Source organism: Bradyrhizobium sp. UFLA05-153, from assembly GCF_054185185.1.
In genome coordinates, this window is record NZ_JBBIAM010000111.1 from 1 (window position 1) to 14,847 (window position 14,847).

The 14,847-nt window shown below is 64.0% G+C and carries 15 protein-coding genes; 6 read left to right on the top strand and 9 right to left on the bottom strand.

Features of this window, described 5'->3' with window-relative positions:
- Positions 1–96: 96 nt before the first annotated feature.
- The 5 genes from Q2941_RS40125 to Q2941_RS40145 all read right to left on the bottom strand — a co-directional run bounded on the left by Q2941_RS40125 (position 97) and on the right by Q2941_RS40145 (position 4,975).
- A complete protein-coding gene (locus tag Q2941_RS40125) occupies positions 97–1,743 on the bottom strand; it encodes a GMC family oxidoreductase (protein WP_027522433.1) in 1,647 nt (548 codons plus the stop codon).
- Between the two features lie 16 nt (positions 1,744–1,759).
- A complete protein-coding gene (locus Q2941_RS40130; protein ID WP_027522434.1) occupies positions 1,760–2,353 on the bottom strand; it encodes a GNAT family N-acetyltransferase in 594 nt (197 codons plus the stop codon).
- Positions 2,354–2,462: 109 nt separating this feature from the next.
- Positions 2,463–3,389, bottom strand: coding sequence for an SMP-30/gluconolactonase/LRE family protein (locus tag Q2941_RS40135; protein WP_254111149.1), 927 nt, complete (start codon positions 3,387–3,389; stop codon positions 2,463–2,465).
- 217 nt (positions 3,390–3,606) lie between these two features.
- Positions 3,607–4,440, bottom strand: coding sequence for an AraC family transcriptional regulator (locus Q2941_RS40140; protein WP_458195947.1), 834 nt, complete (start codon positions 4,438–4,440; stop codon positions 3,607–3,609).
- Between the two features lie 214 nt (positions 4,441–4,654).
- Complete coding sequence (locus Q2941_RS40145) at positions 4,655–4,975, bottom strand: hypothetical protein (RefSeq protein WP_245287992.1); 321 nt, start codon at positions 4,973–4,975, stop codon at positions 4,655–4,657.
- Positions 4,976–5,217: 242 nt separating this feature from the next.
- On the opposite strand from Q2941_RS40145, the gene Q2941_RS40150 reads away from it, so the two are divergent.
- Positions 5,218–5,442, top strand: a complete 225-nt coding sequence (locus tag Q2941_RS40150; protein WP_027522438.1) for a hypothetical protein — start codon at positions 5,218–5,220, stop codon at positions 5,440–5,442.
- 245 nt (positions 5,443–5,687) lie between these two features.
- Here the strand turns inward: Q2941_RS40150 and Q2941_RS40155 are convergent, their stop codons facing one another.
- Positions 5,688–6,344, bottom strand: coding sequence for a glutathione S-transferase family protein (locus Q2941_RS40155; protein WP_254111147.1), 657 nt, complete (start codon positions 6,342–6,344; stop codon positions 5,688–5,690).
- A gap of 181 nt (positions 6,345–6,525) precedes the next feature.
- Between Q2941_RS40155 and Q2941_RS40160 the strand changes: the two genes are divergently transcribed.
- The 3 genes from Q2941_RS40160 to Q2941_RS40170 all read left to right on the top strand — a co-directional run bounded on the left by Q2941_RS40160 (position 6,526) and on the right by Q2941_RS40170 (position 10,057).
- Positions 6,526–7,749 carry a polyhydroxyalkanoate depolymerase gene (locus Q2941_RS40160; protein WP_027522440.1) on the top strand — a complete coding sequence of 408 codons (1,224 nt, stop codon included), beginning with the start codon at positions 6,526–6,528 and terminating at the stop codon, positions 7,747–7,749.
- A 269-nt stretch (positions 7,750–8,018) separates the two neighbouring features.
- Entirely contained in the window at positions 8,019–9,893 is a 1,875-nt protein-coding gene (locus Q2941_RS40165; RefSeq protein ID WP_458195948.1) for a hybrid sensor histidine kinase/response regulator, read from the top strand.
- A gap of 2 nt (positions 9,894–9,895) precedes the next feature.
- Positions 9,896–10,057, top strand: coding sequence for a hypothetical protein (locus Q2941_RS40170; RefSeq protein ID WP_156944226.1), 162 nt, complete (start codon positions 9,896–9,898; stop codon positions 10,055–10,057).
- 24 nt (positions 10,058–10,081) lie between these two features.
- Here Q2941_RS40170 and Q2941_RS40175 read toward each other — a convergent pair whose 3' ends face one another.
- The gene (locus Q2941_RS40175; RefSeq protein WP_458195949.1) at positions 10,082–11,593 is read right to left on the bottom strand and encodes a helicase HerA domain-containing protein; all 1,512 of its coding nucleotides are present in this window, start codon (positions 11,591–11,593) and stop codon (positions 10,082–10,084) included.
- A gap of 246 nt (positions 11,594–11,839) precedes the next feature.
- Between Q2941_RS40175 and Q2941_RS40180 the strand changes: the two genes are divergently transcribed.
- Positions 11,840–12,517 carry a GNAT family N-acetyltransferase gene (locus tag Q2941_RS40180; RefSeq protein WP_035661985.1) on the top strand — a complete coding sequence of 226 codons (678 nt, stop codon included), beginning with the start codon at positions 11,840–11,842 and terminating at the stop codon, positions 12,515–12,517.
- Between the two features lie 17 nt (positions 12,518–12,534).
- On the opposite strand, the gene Q2941_RS40185 is transcribed toward Q2941_RS40180, so the two are convergent.
- Positions 12,535–13,134 carry a TetR/AcrR family transcriptional regulator gene (locus tag Q2941_RS40185; protein WP_027522444.1) on the bottom strand — a complete coding sequence of 200 codons (600 nt, stop codon included), beginning with the start codon at positions 13,132–13,134 and terminating at the stop codon, positions 12,535–12,537.
- Between the two features lie 124 nt (positions 13,135–13,258).
- On the opposite strand from Q2941_RS40185, the gene Q2941_RS40190 reads away from it, so the two are divergent.
- The gene (locus tag Q2941_RS40190; RefSeq protein WP_027522445.1) at positions 13,259–13,639 is read left to right on the top strand and encodes a tautomerase family protein; all 381 of its coding nucleotides are present in this window, start codon (positions 13,259–13,261) and stop codon (positions 13,637–13,639) included.
- Between the two features lie 17 nt (positions 13,640–13,656).
- Here Q2941_RS40190 and Q2941_RS40195 read toward each other — a convergent pair whose 3' ends face one another.
- Positions 13,657–14,682 (bottom strand): AraC family transcriptional regulator, encoded by a 1,026-nt coding sequence (locus Q2941_RS40195; protein ID WP_027522446.1) that lies wholly within the window; start codon positions 14,680–14,682, stop codon positions 13,657–13,659.
- Positions 14,683–14,847: the final 165 nt, after the last annotated feature.

Consider the following 14,847-nt stretch of genomic DNA (forward strand, 5'->3'; position numbering starts at 1 on the left):
CTAAGGCGATGCCCTTGTTGCGGGGCATCGCCGCGTCTCGGCAGGCAACGAAAATTATGACGCAGTAGTACTAACCCGCCCTACGAAGTGGCGCTCTCACGCCACCGCCGTCTCGGGCACATTCGCCGCTTCCATCGGCTGCTTGCCGCGGATCAGGTCCGACGCGCGGTCGGCGATCATCATCGTTGAGGCGTTGAGGTTCGCCGAGATCATGCGCGGCATCACCGAGGCGTCGACGACGCGCAGGCCCTGGAGGCCGTGGACGCGGAGCTGGTCGTCGACCACGGCCCAGGTGGACTCGGCCGGGCCCATGCGGCAGCTGCAGCCGGGGTGGAAGGTGGTGGTGCCGCGCTCGGCGGCGGCGTGCAAGAATTCGTCGTCGGTGTTGACGTTGGGTCCGGGGAAATCCTCGTAGGCGTAATAGCGCGACAGCGGCGCCGACTTCAAAAGCCTCCGCGCGAGCTTCATGCCGCCGACGATGACGCGGCGATCGAGCTCGGCGTCGAGATAGTTGGTCTGGATGATCGGTGGTGCAAACGGATCATTGGAGCGGATGCGCACATAGCCGCGGCTTTCGGGACGCTGCTGCCACGAGGCGACCGTCATGCCGGGCTCGTCCTCGAGCTGGCCCTGCACGCCCTCCTTGTAGCTGGCCGGCGTGAAGGTGAGCTGGAGGTCCGAGCGATCCGGGCTCTCGCCCGAATACCAGAAGCAATAGACCATGGTCGGCGACAGCGACAGCAGGCCGCGTCGCGCAGTCGCCCATTTCAGCGCCTCGACCCAGAGATGCCAGCCGCGGCGAAGCTCGTTGATGGTCTTGATGTCCTTGACCCGCGCCACCGTGCGCGGCGCGTAATGGTCCTGCAAGCCTTCGCCGACAGGGAGCGCGTGGCGCACCGCGATGCCGTGCGATTGCAACAGATCGGGCGAGCCGACGCCGGAGAGCTGGAGCAGCTGAGGCGAATTATAGGCGCCGCCGGCGAGGATCACTTCCTTGTTGGCGCGCACCTCGACCGGCGAGCCGCCGCGGCCGCCCTTCATGTAGCGCACACCGACCGCGCGCTTGCCCTCGAAGACGATCTCGGTGGCGTGCGCATGGGTATGCACATGCAAGTTTGGCCGTTTCATCGCGGGCCTGAGGAAAGCGGTCGAGCCGGAGACGCGCAGGCCGTTGTCGATGGTGCGCTGGCAATATGACACACCCTCCTGGGTCTTGCCGTTGTAGTCCGGGTTGCGCGGAATGCCGAGCGAGACTGCGCCTTCCATGAAGGCCTCGCAAAGCGGATCGCGCCACTCCATCGTGGTGACGGTGAGGCTGCCATCGCGCCCGCGATAGAGCGCCTCGCCCTCGCCGACCCGCTTCTCCAGCCGCTTGAAATACGGCAGCACGTCGGCATAGCTCCAGCCGCGATTGCCCATCTGCGCCCAGGTGTCGAAGTCGAGGTTCTGGCCGCGGTTATAGATGTGGCCGTTGATCGAGGACGAGCCGCCAAGCGTCTTGCCGCGCGGCGCGTAGATGCTGCGCCCGCCGGTCCAGGGCCCCACCTCCTGCTGGTACGCCCAGTTGATGCTCTTCATGTGGAAGGTCTTGATGAAGCCCGCCGGCAGATGGATGTAGGGATGCCAGTCGCTCGGGCCCGCCTCGAGCACGCACACGGTCGTGCTCGGATCCTCGCTGAGCCGGTTGGCGAGCACGCAGCCCGCGGAGCCTGCGCCCACGATCACATAATCAAATCTATCCATCTTGCCTCGAACCGCCTCAGCGCGGCCTGTCGTTGAGTTGATATGTCAAATGCGCCTTCACTGTCGGCCATTCGGCGGCGGTGATGCTGTAGACCACGGTATCGCGCAGCGTGCCGTTCGGCGCCACCTGGTGGCTGCGCAAGATGCCGTCCTGCTTGGCGCCGAGCCGCTCGATGGCACGCCGGCTCTGGTGATTGAAGAAATGGGTGCGGAATTCCACCGCAATGCAGTTCAGCTGCTCGAAGGCATGGGTCAGGAGCAGCAGCTTGCACTGCGTGTTGAGGGGGCCGCGCTGCGCGCTCTTGGCGTACCAGGTCGAACCGATCTCGACTCGGCGGTTGGTCGCATCGATGTTCATGTAAGTGGTCTGGCCAACGATCCTGCCATCGGCATCGAATACCGTGAACGGCACCATGGAGCCAGCGGCCTGCAAGCCGAGGCGGCGGTCGATCTCCTTGGCCATGTTCTCGGGCGCGGGGATCGCGGTGTACCAGAGCTTGTCGAGCTGGCCGTCCTTGACGGCCTCCACCAGGGCGTCGCGATGCTGATGCGACAGCGGCTCCAGCCGCGCATGCTCGCCACGGAGGGTGATGGGATCAGGCCAGGGCATTGATAATTTCTCCTTCGTCATTGCGAGGAGCGAAGCGACGAAGCAATCCAGACTGTCTCCGCGGATGGATTTCTGGATTGCTTCGCTTCGCTCGCAATGACGACTTGTCTCACTTATTCAAAAAATTCAACGGCAGTCCGCCGCGCGGCCAGTCCATGGCGATCAGCTCGCCCTTGCCGGACAGCGTGACATAGGCGGTCTTGAGCTCAGGGCCGCCGAAAGCGATGTTTGTTGTGACGCGGTCGCCGGTCGGGACCTGCTCGACCAGCTTGCCATCCGGTGCGATCACCGAGATGCAGCCGGAGACGAGGGTCGCGACACAGACATTACCGTTCGCCTCGACCGCGAGCGAGTCGAACATCTGGTAGCCGCCAAGCCCCGCGATCGGCTTGCCGCGCTCGCCGCGATAGATCACCTCGCGCGGCTTCAGCGTGCCGGGCGCGGACAACTCGTAGGCCCAGAGCCGCGCGGTTGGCGTTTCCGCGATATAGACGGTGTTTTCGTCCGGAGACAGCCCGATGCCGTTCGCCGGCAGCACGCCATGCACGACCTCGACGATCTCGCTCATGCCAGGCTTGAGATAGTACATCCCGCCGACATCCATGTCGCGCGCTCGACGCTTTCCGAGGTCGGAGAACCACAGGCCGCCATGCCGGTCGAAGACGAGATCGTTGGGACCGCGCAAGTCATGCTCGCCGCACTTGGTCACGACCGTCTCGACCTTGCCCGATTGCAGGTCGACGCGCTGGATCGAACCACCCAGATAATCATCGGGCTGCGCCCCCGGCATGATCATCTTGCCAGTCGGGATCCAGGAGAAGCCGCCATTGTTGCAGATGTAGATCTTGCCGTCAGGGCCGAGCGCCGCGCCGTTCGGCCCGCCGGGAATTTTCGCGACGATCTCTTTCCGTCCGTCGGGATAAACACGCGTGAGCCGTGCCCCACGGATCTCCACCAGCACGACCGAGCCGTCCGGCATCACCACCGGCCCTTCCGGAAACTCGAGGTCGGTGGCGAGAACGCGGACGTCGGACATTTTGGCCTCCCGGCGGCTTGTTATGGCTTGCACGGGAGATGTCGGCCCCGCAGGCAAGATTTGCACGCGGTTATGGCAAAGTCGCTCCCGCTTGCCAAGCAAGCGGCCGGGTATGCCAGCGTTGCGCCGCTAAGGCGCGACAAGTGGTCATCGCGCCTTAGATTGTTGTTTGAGCATGATCTTTTCGGAAAACCGCTGCGCACTTTTCCGGATCATGCTACTCCTTCACCGGCACCCAGATCTCGAAGCCGCCATGGCCGGTCTTGGGATCGAACTTTTCGTCATAACGTTCGAAGTTCGGCGCGTCCGCCGCCTTCAGTCCCGAGGCCGGCAGCCACTGATTCCAGATCGTGTTGACGGTGCGGCGGATCGAGGCGACGTGATCGGTGTGAGTGAACACCGCATAGCGTTGCTCGGGAATGCGGATGCGACCGAAGCGCCGCGGCAGGTCGGAGAAATCGGCGACCTCGACGCCGGCGATATAGTCGAAATTGCTGGCATCGTCGCCGTTGCAGCAGACACCGTACGCCACGTCGCCAATGCGCGCGGGAATGTCCGCCACCTCCTGGTGGAAGCGATGCCACAGGCCCGGAATGGCGGCGCTATTGTCGCAGGAGATGCGCTCAGCAGGGCCTGCGACGAGAAACGCCTTTGCGGTTTCGAAACGGGGCGGTGCGAGATTGTCGAGCATGGTGGAGTCCATGAGGATCGGCTCCTGAAGCTTGAGGTGTTTGACGCACGTCGCCGCCCTGACCGCTTCGGGTGTCACGCCGAAATGGTCGCGGAACGCGCGGGTGAAGGCTTCGTGGGAGCCGTAGTCCGCTTCCAGCGCCAACGACAAAATGTCCGGCGCGCCGCGCGCCAGCGCGCGAGCGGCTTCCGTAAGCCGCCGCGCCCGCACGTAGCGCATCACCGGAAAGCCGGTCGCTGCCGCAAACGCGCGCACCATGTGGAAGCGCGACACGCCGCCGATCTCCGCGATCTCGTCGAGCGTGAGCGGCTCGGCGAGATGGCTTTCGATGAACCAGAGTGCGCGCTGGGCTGGGTTCATGAACTTACGGCCCTCATTCGAAGCGACACCGTTTTACGCAATCGGTCGAGACTTCACTTGATCGACGTTGCTCTCGTGCCCCGGGCGCAGCGCAGCACGTCAGTGATGCGCTGCTGAACCGGGGTCCATCTCTCCGCCAGCGTTACCGCGGCACTGGATCCCGGCTCTGCGTCGCATCACTGCGTGCCGCGCCGCGTCCGGGACACGAGCGTGTTCATTTCGACGGGTCCTTCGCTGCCGGCATAGCGTCCTTCGCTGCTGGCGCGTCCTGCTTTTTCTTCAGATCCTCCGCCGTCTTCGACTGCGCGGCCTGGAGATCGCCGAGCGTCTTCTGCAAACCTGCCACCGTCGCTTTCAACGCGTCGATCTGGCGATTGGCGGCATCGATCTTCTGCTGATGATCGAGGGTGAGCTTGGTCATCGTCTTCTGAAGAAAGTCGACGTTGCTTTGCAGGCAGCTCGTCCGCCGCTCCCAGGTCTTCTCGACCGTGCATATCTCGATGCCGGGAACATCCTGCGCGCGAGTGTGTTCCATCGACATCGTCGCGAGCAGCAAAATCGTGACACATAGCGAAGCATTCCGGCCCGGCATGCAGGTTCCTCATGAAACGTCGATCACGGCAAATTGCGCAGACGTTGCGCACGCCCGTGACGATACCATACTGGCACCGCATTCTCGCGTTGAGCTTGGGAGTTCCTCGATATGGAGGACTAACGACGGACGCGGAGAGTGGGGCGGCTTTGCTCGCGTTCTTTTTTGAGGGGAGATTATTTAGGATGGCAACGCGCGAAAGACGTCTGGCCGAATTCAATGGCGAGGGAGAACCACCGTCGGGGATGCCGGTCGAAGTGCTTTGCGAAGACCATAGTGGAACCTACACGCTGCCCTTTGCCTGCCGCTACGTCGGCGGGCGCTGGCAAAACCATGAAGCAGGCATCGCCGTCGAGGCGACCGTGATCGGTTGGCGCCTGCCGCGACTGAAACAGACGGGTGCCGTGTAAGAAACAGGCCGACCTGTCCCAAAATGCGACGGAGCCTGGCCGGATTTTAAGGTACGGAACGCTGACCGAACGAATCGCGTCCGAATCAGCCGCCGGGCTCCGTTGTCGACCTGTTCACCGCTAGATGTCGGCGCGACATGGCGTCGACGTACCAGATCAAGAAAAGGCGCGCGCGGGCAAAGCCCCGCGACCGGCGGCAAAGGTTAATAGCGCCGTGCAAACGGGCAACCTCACCGCAAGGGTGCCTAATATTCGACCTCGAGCTCCTCGATCTCCGCCGGCTCCGCCCTGGCGGCCGCGATCCATTCCTGCATCTCGTCCATGCCCATGATGGTATCGGCATACGCCTTGAGCTGCGGCTCGAGCTTGACGTCATAAGTCACAAAACGAGTCACGACGGGCGCGTACATCGCATCCGCCATGGTGCGCTTCTCGCCGAACAGGAACGGACCACCGGACTTTTCCAGGCAGTCGCGCCAGATCGCCCAGACGCGATCGATGTCGGCCTGCGCCCGCGACCAGATCTTGAAGCCGGGGAAATGGCCCTTCAGGTTCACGGGCAGCGAGGCGCGCAGCGTCGTGAAGCCGGAATGGATTTCACCACAGATCGAGCGGCAATGGGCACGCTGGATGCGGTCGGCCGGCAACAGCCCGGCGTCCGGCATGATCTCGTTGAGATACTCGCCGATCGACAGCGTATCCCAGATGGTGGCGCCCTCGTGCCGCAGGCACGGCACCAGGATCGAGGAGGACAAAAGCAGGATCTCGGCGCGCGCGGACGGGTCGTCCGGCGCGGTGACGATCTCCTCGAAATCGAGCTTTGAGAATTTCGTCAAAAGCCAGCCACGCAGCGACCAGGACGAGTAGTTCTTGCTGCTGATGGTCAGTGTCGCCTTCGCCATATGGCCCTTCCTTCGCGCCTGAATTCCTGACGCCGCCGTCCCGTTTTGCGCGGTGCAGGTGCCCACCGTTTGTGCTTCCCCGTATTCCACAGCAAGCGACATGCCAGTTTTCAGGGCGAATTGACTCGAATCTGGCGTCGATATTGCATAGTGGCCTGGGGTCAGGGTGGGCGTTTCAGTAATGATGTCGATGTATTATCAGGCCTTTCAGAACCACATGGATCTGACCGAGCCATGGCGGGCCGGGGCTTCGTCTGCCCTGAAATATCTCAACCTGGTGCCGCAGGGGATGTCGGGTGCCGTGGTCGGCCGCCTCTCGGCCGCGCTCGAGCTGATCTCGCGCTCCACCATCACCTATGACCGCCCGGCCTATGGCATCGACAGCGTGATGGTGGGAAATCGCGAGGTCGGCGTCCGGGAGGAGATCGCCTACGCCACGCCCTTCGGCTCGCTGCTTCATTTCAAAAAGGACGATGGCCCCGAGCAGCCGCGCATGCTGCTGGTGGCGCCGATGTCCGGCCATTTCGCCACGCTCCTGCGCGGCACCGTGAAGACGCTGCTCCAGGACCACGACGTCTACATCACAGACTGGCACAATCCGCGCGACATCCCGCGCAGCGAAGGCCGCTTTGGCCTCGACGACTACACCGAGCACCTCATCGACTTCCTCGCTCAGCTCGGCCCGCGCCCGCATATGGTCGCGATCTGCCAGCCCTCGGTTTCCGCCCTCGCGGCCGCCGCGATCATGTGCGAAGATAACCACCCTTCCCGCCCGGCGACGCTGACGCTGATGGCCGGCCCGATCGACACGCGTGTAGCGCCGACCAAGGTCAACGAGTTCGCCAAGAGCAAGCCGATCACCTGGTTCGAGCGCAATCTGATCAACTACGTGCCGGTGCAGTGCCGCGGCGCGTTGCGCAAAGTCTATCCGGGCTTCGTGCAGCTAACCGCCTTCGTCTCGATGAATCTCGAGCGCCACATCAAGCAGCATCTCGACCTCGCCAATCACATCGCCAAGGGCGAGAAGGAGAAGGCGGCGACCATCAAGACATTCTACGACGAATATTTCGCGGTGATGGACCTGCCCGCAGAGTTCTACATCGAGACCGTCCGCGACGTCTTCCAGGAGCATCTGCTGCCGCTCGGCAAGCTGACTTATCGCGGGCGGATGGTGAACCCGAAGGCGGTCAGCCGCATGGGCCTGATGACGGTCGAGGGCGAGAAGGACGACATCTGCTCGATCGGCCAGACGCTCGCAGCACAAGATCTCTGCACCGGTGTGCGCGCGTACCGCCGCGTCCATCACATGCAGGCCGGCGTCGGCCATTACGGCGTGTTCTCGGGCAAGCGCTGGAATAGCGAGATCTATCCGCTCTTGCGGGATTTCGTGCACGTGAACTCCTGAACCGGTTGCGCTCCTCCTGACCCGGACGGCGCGAAACGCAGTCCGGGACATCGGCGTCGGCCGTGCGTCCCTGGATTACGTTGCGCTGCATCTGCGCTACAATCCCGACGGGAATGTTCCTTTCTGGGGAAAGTCCACCACTTGGCCCGCTCGAAAATTGACCGGCAATGGCCGGAAGCGGAGTCTGTCGCTCAATTTGGCCCGCGAGCACGTCAGGAGAGCGGCCGGCGTCCGTCCGCTTTTGCGGCAGAAGTCTTGGGTATGAGAGCATGAGACTCAGGGGGCTTCTGATCCTCGCGATGGTCGCGCAGGCCGCGGTGACAGCGGTTGCCCTGCTTGCGTCCGGCGTCATGACCGGTACCGCGAGCGCGCATGCGTTCGGCACGGCTCAACTCCTCGCCCTGTTGGCAAGCAGCCTCGTTGCCCCGCTGCTCGCGCTGGGCTGCGCACGCGTGATCGAGAGATCGCAGACCAAGCGCACCGCGGCGCTGGACGCGGATCAGGCGGAGGCACGACGGGCGCTTGCGGACAGCGCGCGGCAAACGCAGGCGGTGATCCGGACCGCGCTCGACGCCTTCGTGCAGACCGATGAAGACGGTGTTGTCGTCACCTGGAGCCCTCAGGCCGAGGCGCTGTCGGGATGGACGCGAACCGAGGCGGTCGGCGCCGACATCGTCGAGCTGGTGGTGCCAGGGCCGCTCCGCGCCGCCTTCCGGCAGCGCATGAAGCGACGCCTGAGCGAATTGTCGGAAACCCCGATCGGTATGCGCTTCGAAGCGGTCATGGTCCACAAGGGCGGCGACGAGATCCTGATCGAGGCGTCGAGCACGGGCTTGCGTCTCGGCGACCGCACCATCGTCAACACCTTTGCAAGGGACGTCACCCAGCAGCGCGTTGCCGAGGAGCAGCTCATCCAGGCCCAGAAGATTGAGGCGGTCGGCCAGCTCACCGGCGGCATCGCGCACGAGTTCAACAACATGCTCACCGTCATCACGGGGACGATCGAGATCCTCGCCGATGCCGTGAAGGACAGCCCGCACCTTTCGACCATCACCAAGCTGATCAGCGAGGCGGCCGACCGCGGCGCAGCGCTGACCTCGAGCCTGCTCTCCTTCGCAAGGAAGCAGGCGCTGCAGCCGACCGAGATCGACGTCAATGACCTGCTCGAAGAGGCCACCCGACTCCTGCGGGCGACGTTCGACAAGCAGATCGAGATCATTACCAGTCTCGATCGTGCGATCTGGCCTGCGCTCGTCGACCGCGGACAGCTCAGCTCGGCGCTGCTCAAGCTCGCGATCAATGCTCGCGACGCGATGCCCGCGGGGGGCAAGCTCACGCTGAGAACGCGCAACGTCGTGCTCGGCGTTCGCGAAGCCGTAACGATCGGCGTCGGCTATGCCGGCGACTATGTCGAGATCGAGGTCACCGATACCGGCACCGGCATTCCGCAGTCCATCCTCGACCGGATCTTCGATCCGTTCTTCTCGACCAAGGAGGTTGGCAAGGGAACGGGGCTCGGGCTCAGCATGGTGTTCGGCTTTGCCAAACAGTCCGGCGGCAGTATCAAGGTCGCTTCCGAGGAAGGCCGCGGCACCATGTTCAAAATCTACCTGCCCAAGGCCGACACGCGCGCGCGGCGCCCGGCGGGCGAGGACGCGCGCAAGGTGCCGGGCGGTCACGAGACCATCCTCTGCGTCGAGGACGACCGCGACGTCCGCAACTACGTCACGGTCCAGCTCGAGAACCTGGGCTACAAGGTCATTGCCGCCGCCAATGCTGCCGAGGCGCTCGCGATCGCAGCCGGAGGTGCGCAATTCGACCTGCTGTTCACCGACATCGTGATGGCCGGCAACATGAACGGATGGCAGCTCGCCGAACAGATGGTGGCCTCGCGGCCGTCCTTGCGGGTGCTATTCACCTCAGGCCATGCCTACGATCCGCTCTACGCGCAAGGGCGCGCGGGGCAAGGCACGCCCCTTCTGACAAAACCCTACCGCAAGGCTGAGCTCGCGCGCATGCTGCGCCGCTGCCTCGACACGGCCGTGGATTCCGTCGGCGATCCTATCCCCACGCCCTATTCCGTCGAGGCGGAGCGCGATCGCTTCCTGCGCAAGCAGGCGTCCGATGACAGAACACGGGACTGAGCATGGATCGACAGACCAAGGCCACGCTGTGGGTCGCCTTCATCGTGATCGTGTCGTATTTCGTGTGGTTCTATGTCGGCTGCGCGATGGATGAGGCCTGCCGTGTCGTCTGCGAAGGCCGGATCTGCCACGCGCAATGGACGTCGGATACGGTCAAGCCCTAGCAACGTGCCGGCCTGATCATCGCATCACAGCGATGCGCTGCTGCAATCCTGCTCCGCGGGCAACTCGTCGGCATTGGGATCGCCCGGCGCCGTCGCCCAGGCGAGCTCGACCAGCGTTACGATTCTCCGCCCCGCACCGTCGAGCTGGCAGACGATCAGGCCCTGCTCCTCGATATAGGTGAGAAGACGCTGCGCGCGGCGCAGCGAGTGCGAGCCGTAGGCGCGTGCGATCGCGGCATCGCCCGGGCATGGCCAACCTTGCTTCGCCGCGCGGGCGATCATCATGAAGACGCCCTGCATGTCCTCCGGCAGGATCGAGGCACGCAGCGTAACGTCCTGCCAGCCGTCGTCCTCCGCGATATCGGTCCCAAGGCCGGCGCGGGCGCGCGTCAGCATGCGGCGGAATTCGCTCAAGTCAGGCGCGGCCGAACCGAGGCCTTCGATGCGGCAGCGGACCACGAACTCCTGATAGAGCACGCCGATGGCGCGGAAGCCGGCATCGGGTTCGGCCAGAATGGCGCGCAGGATGCGGTCCAGGCGCTCGCGCCGTTCCGCCAGCTCCTCGGCGCTCGGCTGCTGCTCCACCGTTTCAGGGCGGATCTCCGGCGCCGCCGACTTTGCCGCCATGAGCTGGCCGAGCAGGTCCGGCGCCGGCCGGCGCTGCGGCCTGTTCGCCTCGGGCGGCGGGGCGGCGAGGATGATGGCGCGGGCGTCCTCGAGCGTCGCTTCCGGCAGCGGCAGGAGCCGCGGGGTCGCGTTGCGCGGCTTCGTCTCGGTCGCGCCAATGCGCAGGCCGAGCGGACGGCGCGAGAGCGCCGGGCCGAGCGCCATGAACTGTCCACGCTCCAGGTCCCGGAACGCATCGGCCTGTCGCCGCTCCATCCCCAACAGATCGGCGGCGCGCGCCATGTCGATGTCGAGGAAGGTGCGGCCCATGAGGAAATTGGAGGCTTCGGCCGCGACATTCTTGGCGAGCTTTGCCAGCCGCTGCGTTGCGATCACCCCGGCGAGCCCGCGCTTGCGGCCACGACACATCAGGTTGGTCATGGCGCCGAGCGAGAGCTTTCGCGCCTCGTCCGACACTTCGCCAGCAACCGCCGGCGCGAACAGCTGCGCCTCATCCACCACCACAAGCATCGGGTACCAGTGGTCCCGCTCGACGTCGAACATACCGCCGAGGAAGGCGGCGGCGCGCCGCATCTGGTTCTCGGCATCCAGTCCTTCGAGATTGAGCACGGTGGAAACGCGATGGATGCGCGCCCGCTCGCCGGCGACCTGGAGGCCCCGCTCGGTGTGATCCTCCGCCTGGATCACGAGGTGGCCGAACTGCTCCGCCAGCGTGACGAAGTCGCCTTCGGGATCGAGAATCGCCTGCTGCACCCAGGGCGCGCTCTGCTCCAGGAGCCGGCGCAAGAGATGCGACTTGCCCGAGCCGGAATTGCCCTGCACCAGAAGGCGAGTCGCCAGCAGTTCCTCGAGGTCCAGAGTCGCCGGGGCGCCAGCCGTCGTGTGCCCCATCTCGATCGCAACGGTCATGTCCCGACTCAAGCCCTTCCTTCGCGGAGGAGGGGCTTATCAAGCTGATGGCGAGACGTCGAGCGGCGCATGGGCGATCACTCCGTATTCCACATGGCCTTGCGAGCGCAATCAGCGCAGATGCACCATCTGTGATGTCGTGGTAGATGCGATCGGCTCGCCCCCACGCAGCTTCACCCCCCGAAGATGCGTCATCCCAGTGCTCGGCAAAACGGAATCCGCGGACAGCTATGACAGGTGCGCTGAATGGCAATTGAACGAGACCTGGGTAAGCCAATCAATAAGACCCGCTGGCCCCTGCCGATAAAGCAATCCCGTTCCGGTCGCTACGTGGATTTGGAACTATTGCTGGAGGAACATTCAACCGAGCTCTGGCCTTTCGTTAGCGCCGCGCCGGAGAGTTTCACTTACCTGCGCTACGGTCCCTTTTCTCATATCGAAGAGCTTCAACGCATTCTCGCCGATCTCGCCAACCGTCCGGACCAACCATTCTGGGTTGTCATTCCGAAAGGGCAGAAGCCACAGGGCTGGCTTTCGTTGTGTGACGTTTACCATGAGGACGGCGGTATCGAGATTGGGAGTGTTTGGTTTGCGCCACCGCTCCAGGGCACGCGAGCAGCACGAGAAGCAGTTTTCCTGCTGATGTGCCATGCGATGGATGATCTTGGTTATGAGCGCTTGGTTTGGCGCTGTCAGGCACAGAACGCAAAGTCCTTCAAGGCCGCCAACAATTTTGGGTTTACCTATGAGGGAACATGGCGACGAGCGGCAGTTGTGGATGGCTGGCAGCGTGACGTGGCATGGTTCTCGATGCTGAAGGACGAATGGCCTCAACGTAAAGCGGCGTTGCAGCGATGGCTTTCCCATGAAAATTTTGACGACGCCGGTCGCCAGATCAAAACATTGGGAATGCAGGCCGGATAGTCCAAACGTGGCCTCGTTTACCGGCCCTCCTTTCCGAGCACGAGATTGATCGTGTGGGCGGCAATCTTGCGAAGCTGGGCTTCGTCGTCGAAGGCGCGTTCGAGCACGGCCAGTCCACGCGTCACGGTGACGATGTGGAGGGCGGCGATCTCCGGCGCGCCGTCGAACTCGCCTCGCGCAGCGCCCTCCGACAAGGCGCCCTGAACGAGATCGGTGATGCGGGACACCAGATCCGCAAAGGCCTGTCGCGCATTCTCGTCCAGCCCTTCGCCTTCAGCCGAGCCGAGCTCCATCAGTCCACGCGTGGTCGGACATCCCCGGGGCGGTGAGCCGGACCGGAAGTTTTTGATCGTCAGATCGAAAAACGCTGTGAGGCGCTTTCGCAAGCTGCCCGAGCCGAGCACCTTTTGAATGGCGCCGAGATACTCGCCCGCATAGCGCTCATAGGCTGCAAGAAATAGCGCCTCCTTGCTGCCGAAGGCATTGTAGAGGCTGCCGCGCTGGACACCCGCCTCGCGCGCGATGTCCGAGAGCGACGTTCCACGCACCCCTTTGCACCAAAACTGCTCAAACGCGACGCGCAGCACCTCGTCATGGTCGAACTCGCGCGGCCTCATGTGTTCATCCCTACCTTTGGGCAGAAAGTATTTGACACGATGTCAAGAACATGGCCTTAATTTTGGACACCACGTCAAAAACCTAATGGGATCGATCGCCGATTCCGTCAAGGAGGATCGCACCATGCCGCTCGTTCACATCTCGCTGCGTAAGGGAAAGCCGGACGCCTACCGGCAGGCGATCTTCGGCAGCCTTTACCGAGCGATGCGCGAAGCGCTCGGCGTGCCCGAGGACGACCAGTTCATGACCATCACGGAGCATGAGCCCGCGAATTTCCGCTACGGCGCGTCCTGCTTCGGCATCTCGCGGAGCGACGACGTCGTCTACATCCAGGTGACCGTGTTCGATACGCGCACGGCGGAGCAGAAGAAGGCGCTGTTCAAGCGGACTGCCGAGCTGCTCGGCGAAAGTCCCGGCATCGGTGCGGAGAACGTGTTCATCAACGTGCTCGAGGCGGCGAAAGAAAATTGGTCCGTCGGCCACGGTCTCGCGCAATTCGCGTGAGGTGATGAACTGCCGCGTCAGCTCAGCTGGCGCCTGAGCGTCGCCGAGGGCGTCTCGCCGAATTTTTCTCGATACGCGCCAGCCATGCGGCTCAAATGCGTGAAGCCGAGATCGAAGGCGATATCGGTGATCGAGCAGTCCAGCGCGCCCTGCGACAGACGCGCGTGGAGCGCGGCAAGGCGCATGTCGAGCAGCATCTCGGAAATCGACAGGCCGAAATGCCGGCGGAAGCCAAGCTGAAGCGCGCGGATGCCGATGCCGGAGGCACAAGCGAGCTCCGAAAGGTCGAGCGGCTCGGTCGCCCTCGCCGCGAGGCAGTCGCGTGCTGCGCGAAGCGCGCGCGGCAGCCGTTCGGCCTGCCCTGAGAAGGTGCGGATGGCGTCGGACAGGCCGTGTTGCTGGCCATTGAGGAGACAATCGAGCAGCGTCTCGCGCCAGTCGGCGATGGCGATCGCGGACAGCCGGCCGGCCGGCCCCAAGCGCTCGGCGAGCGTCATCAACTCGTCGAGCCTGGACCAGAGGCTACGCGCTGCCTCGGCATTGAGATCGATCGCCGGATCGAACTCCACCGTGCCGGCAGCACGCCCCGACAACGCGGCGGCACGCTGCTCAACCAGGCGGCGGTCGAGCAACAGGATGAGTTGCGCGCAGTTGTCCCAAACCATGCGGGTCGGCACCGTCGGCGACAAGAGCGAGGCGGTCGATGCGGGTGCGGTGTCCAGATCGCGCGCGCCGGCGCGGATCCGCGACGATCCGTGAAGCGGAATCTGCACCAGGAAGAAGCGCTCGAGGCAGCCGGGATCGATCGTGACCGAGCCGCCATAGGCGACATAGTTGATGGAAAAGCCGTCAAAGGCCGCGCAATTGTGCCGGGCGTAGAAGCCGGGCGCCCTTGCCTGAAGCGGTTGCAGCTGATGCGGGCAGAAGATGCGTCCGATCTGGTCGGCCGCTTCGTCGACCTCGGTGGTCGCGACGCGGGCGAAGGCCGCGAGCCTTTCGGCCCGGGACCCGGACGCGCCCATTTCCAGCTCGGCTGCGGACATCGTCGACCACGCTTGGCGTTGCAAATTGTTTTAAGCCTATAATAGTTCCACGACCCCGAAAAGAGCCGCGTCGCAAAAACGTCGTGCTGCACAGCAGCAGATTCGTTTAGCGGATAGACAGCCTTATCCCCCGGGCGGATGCTCCCTCCCGCCGGTCTCTTGATG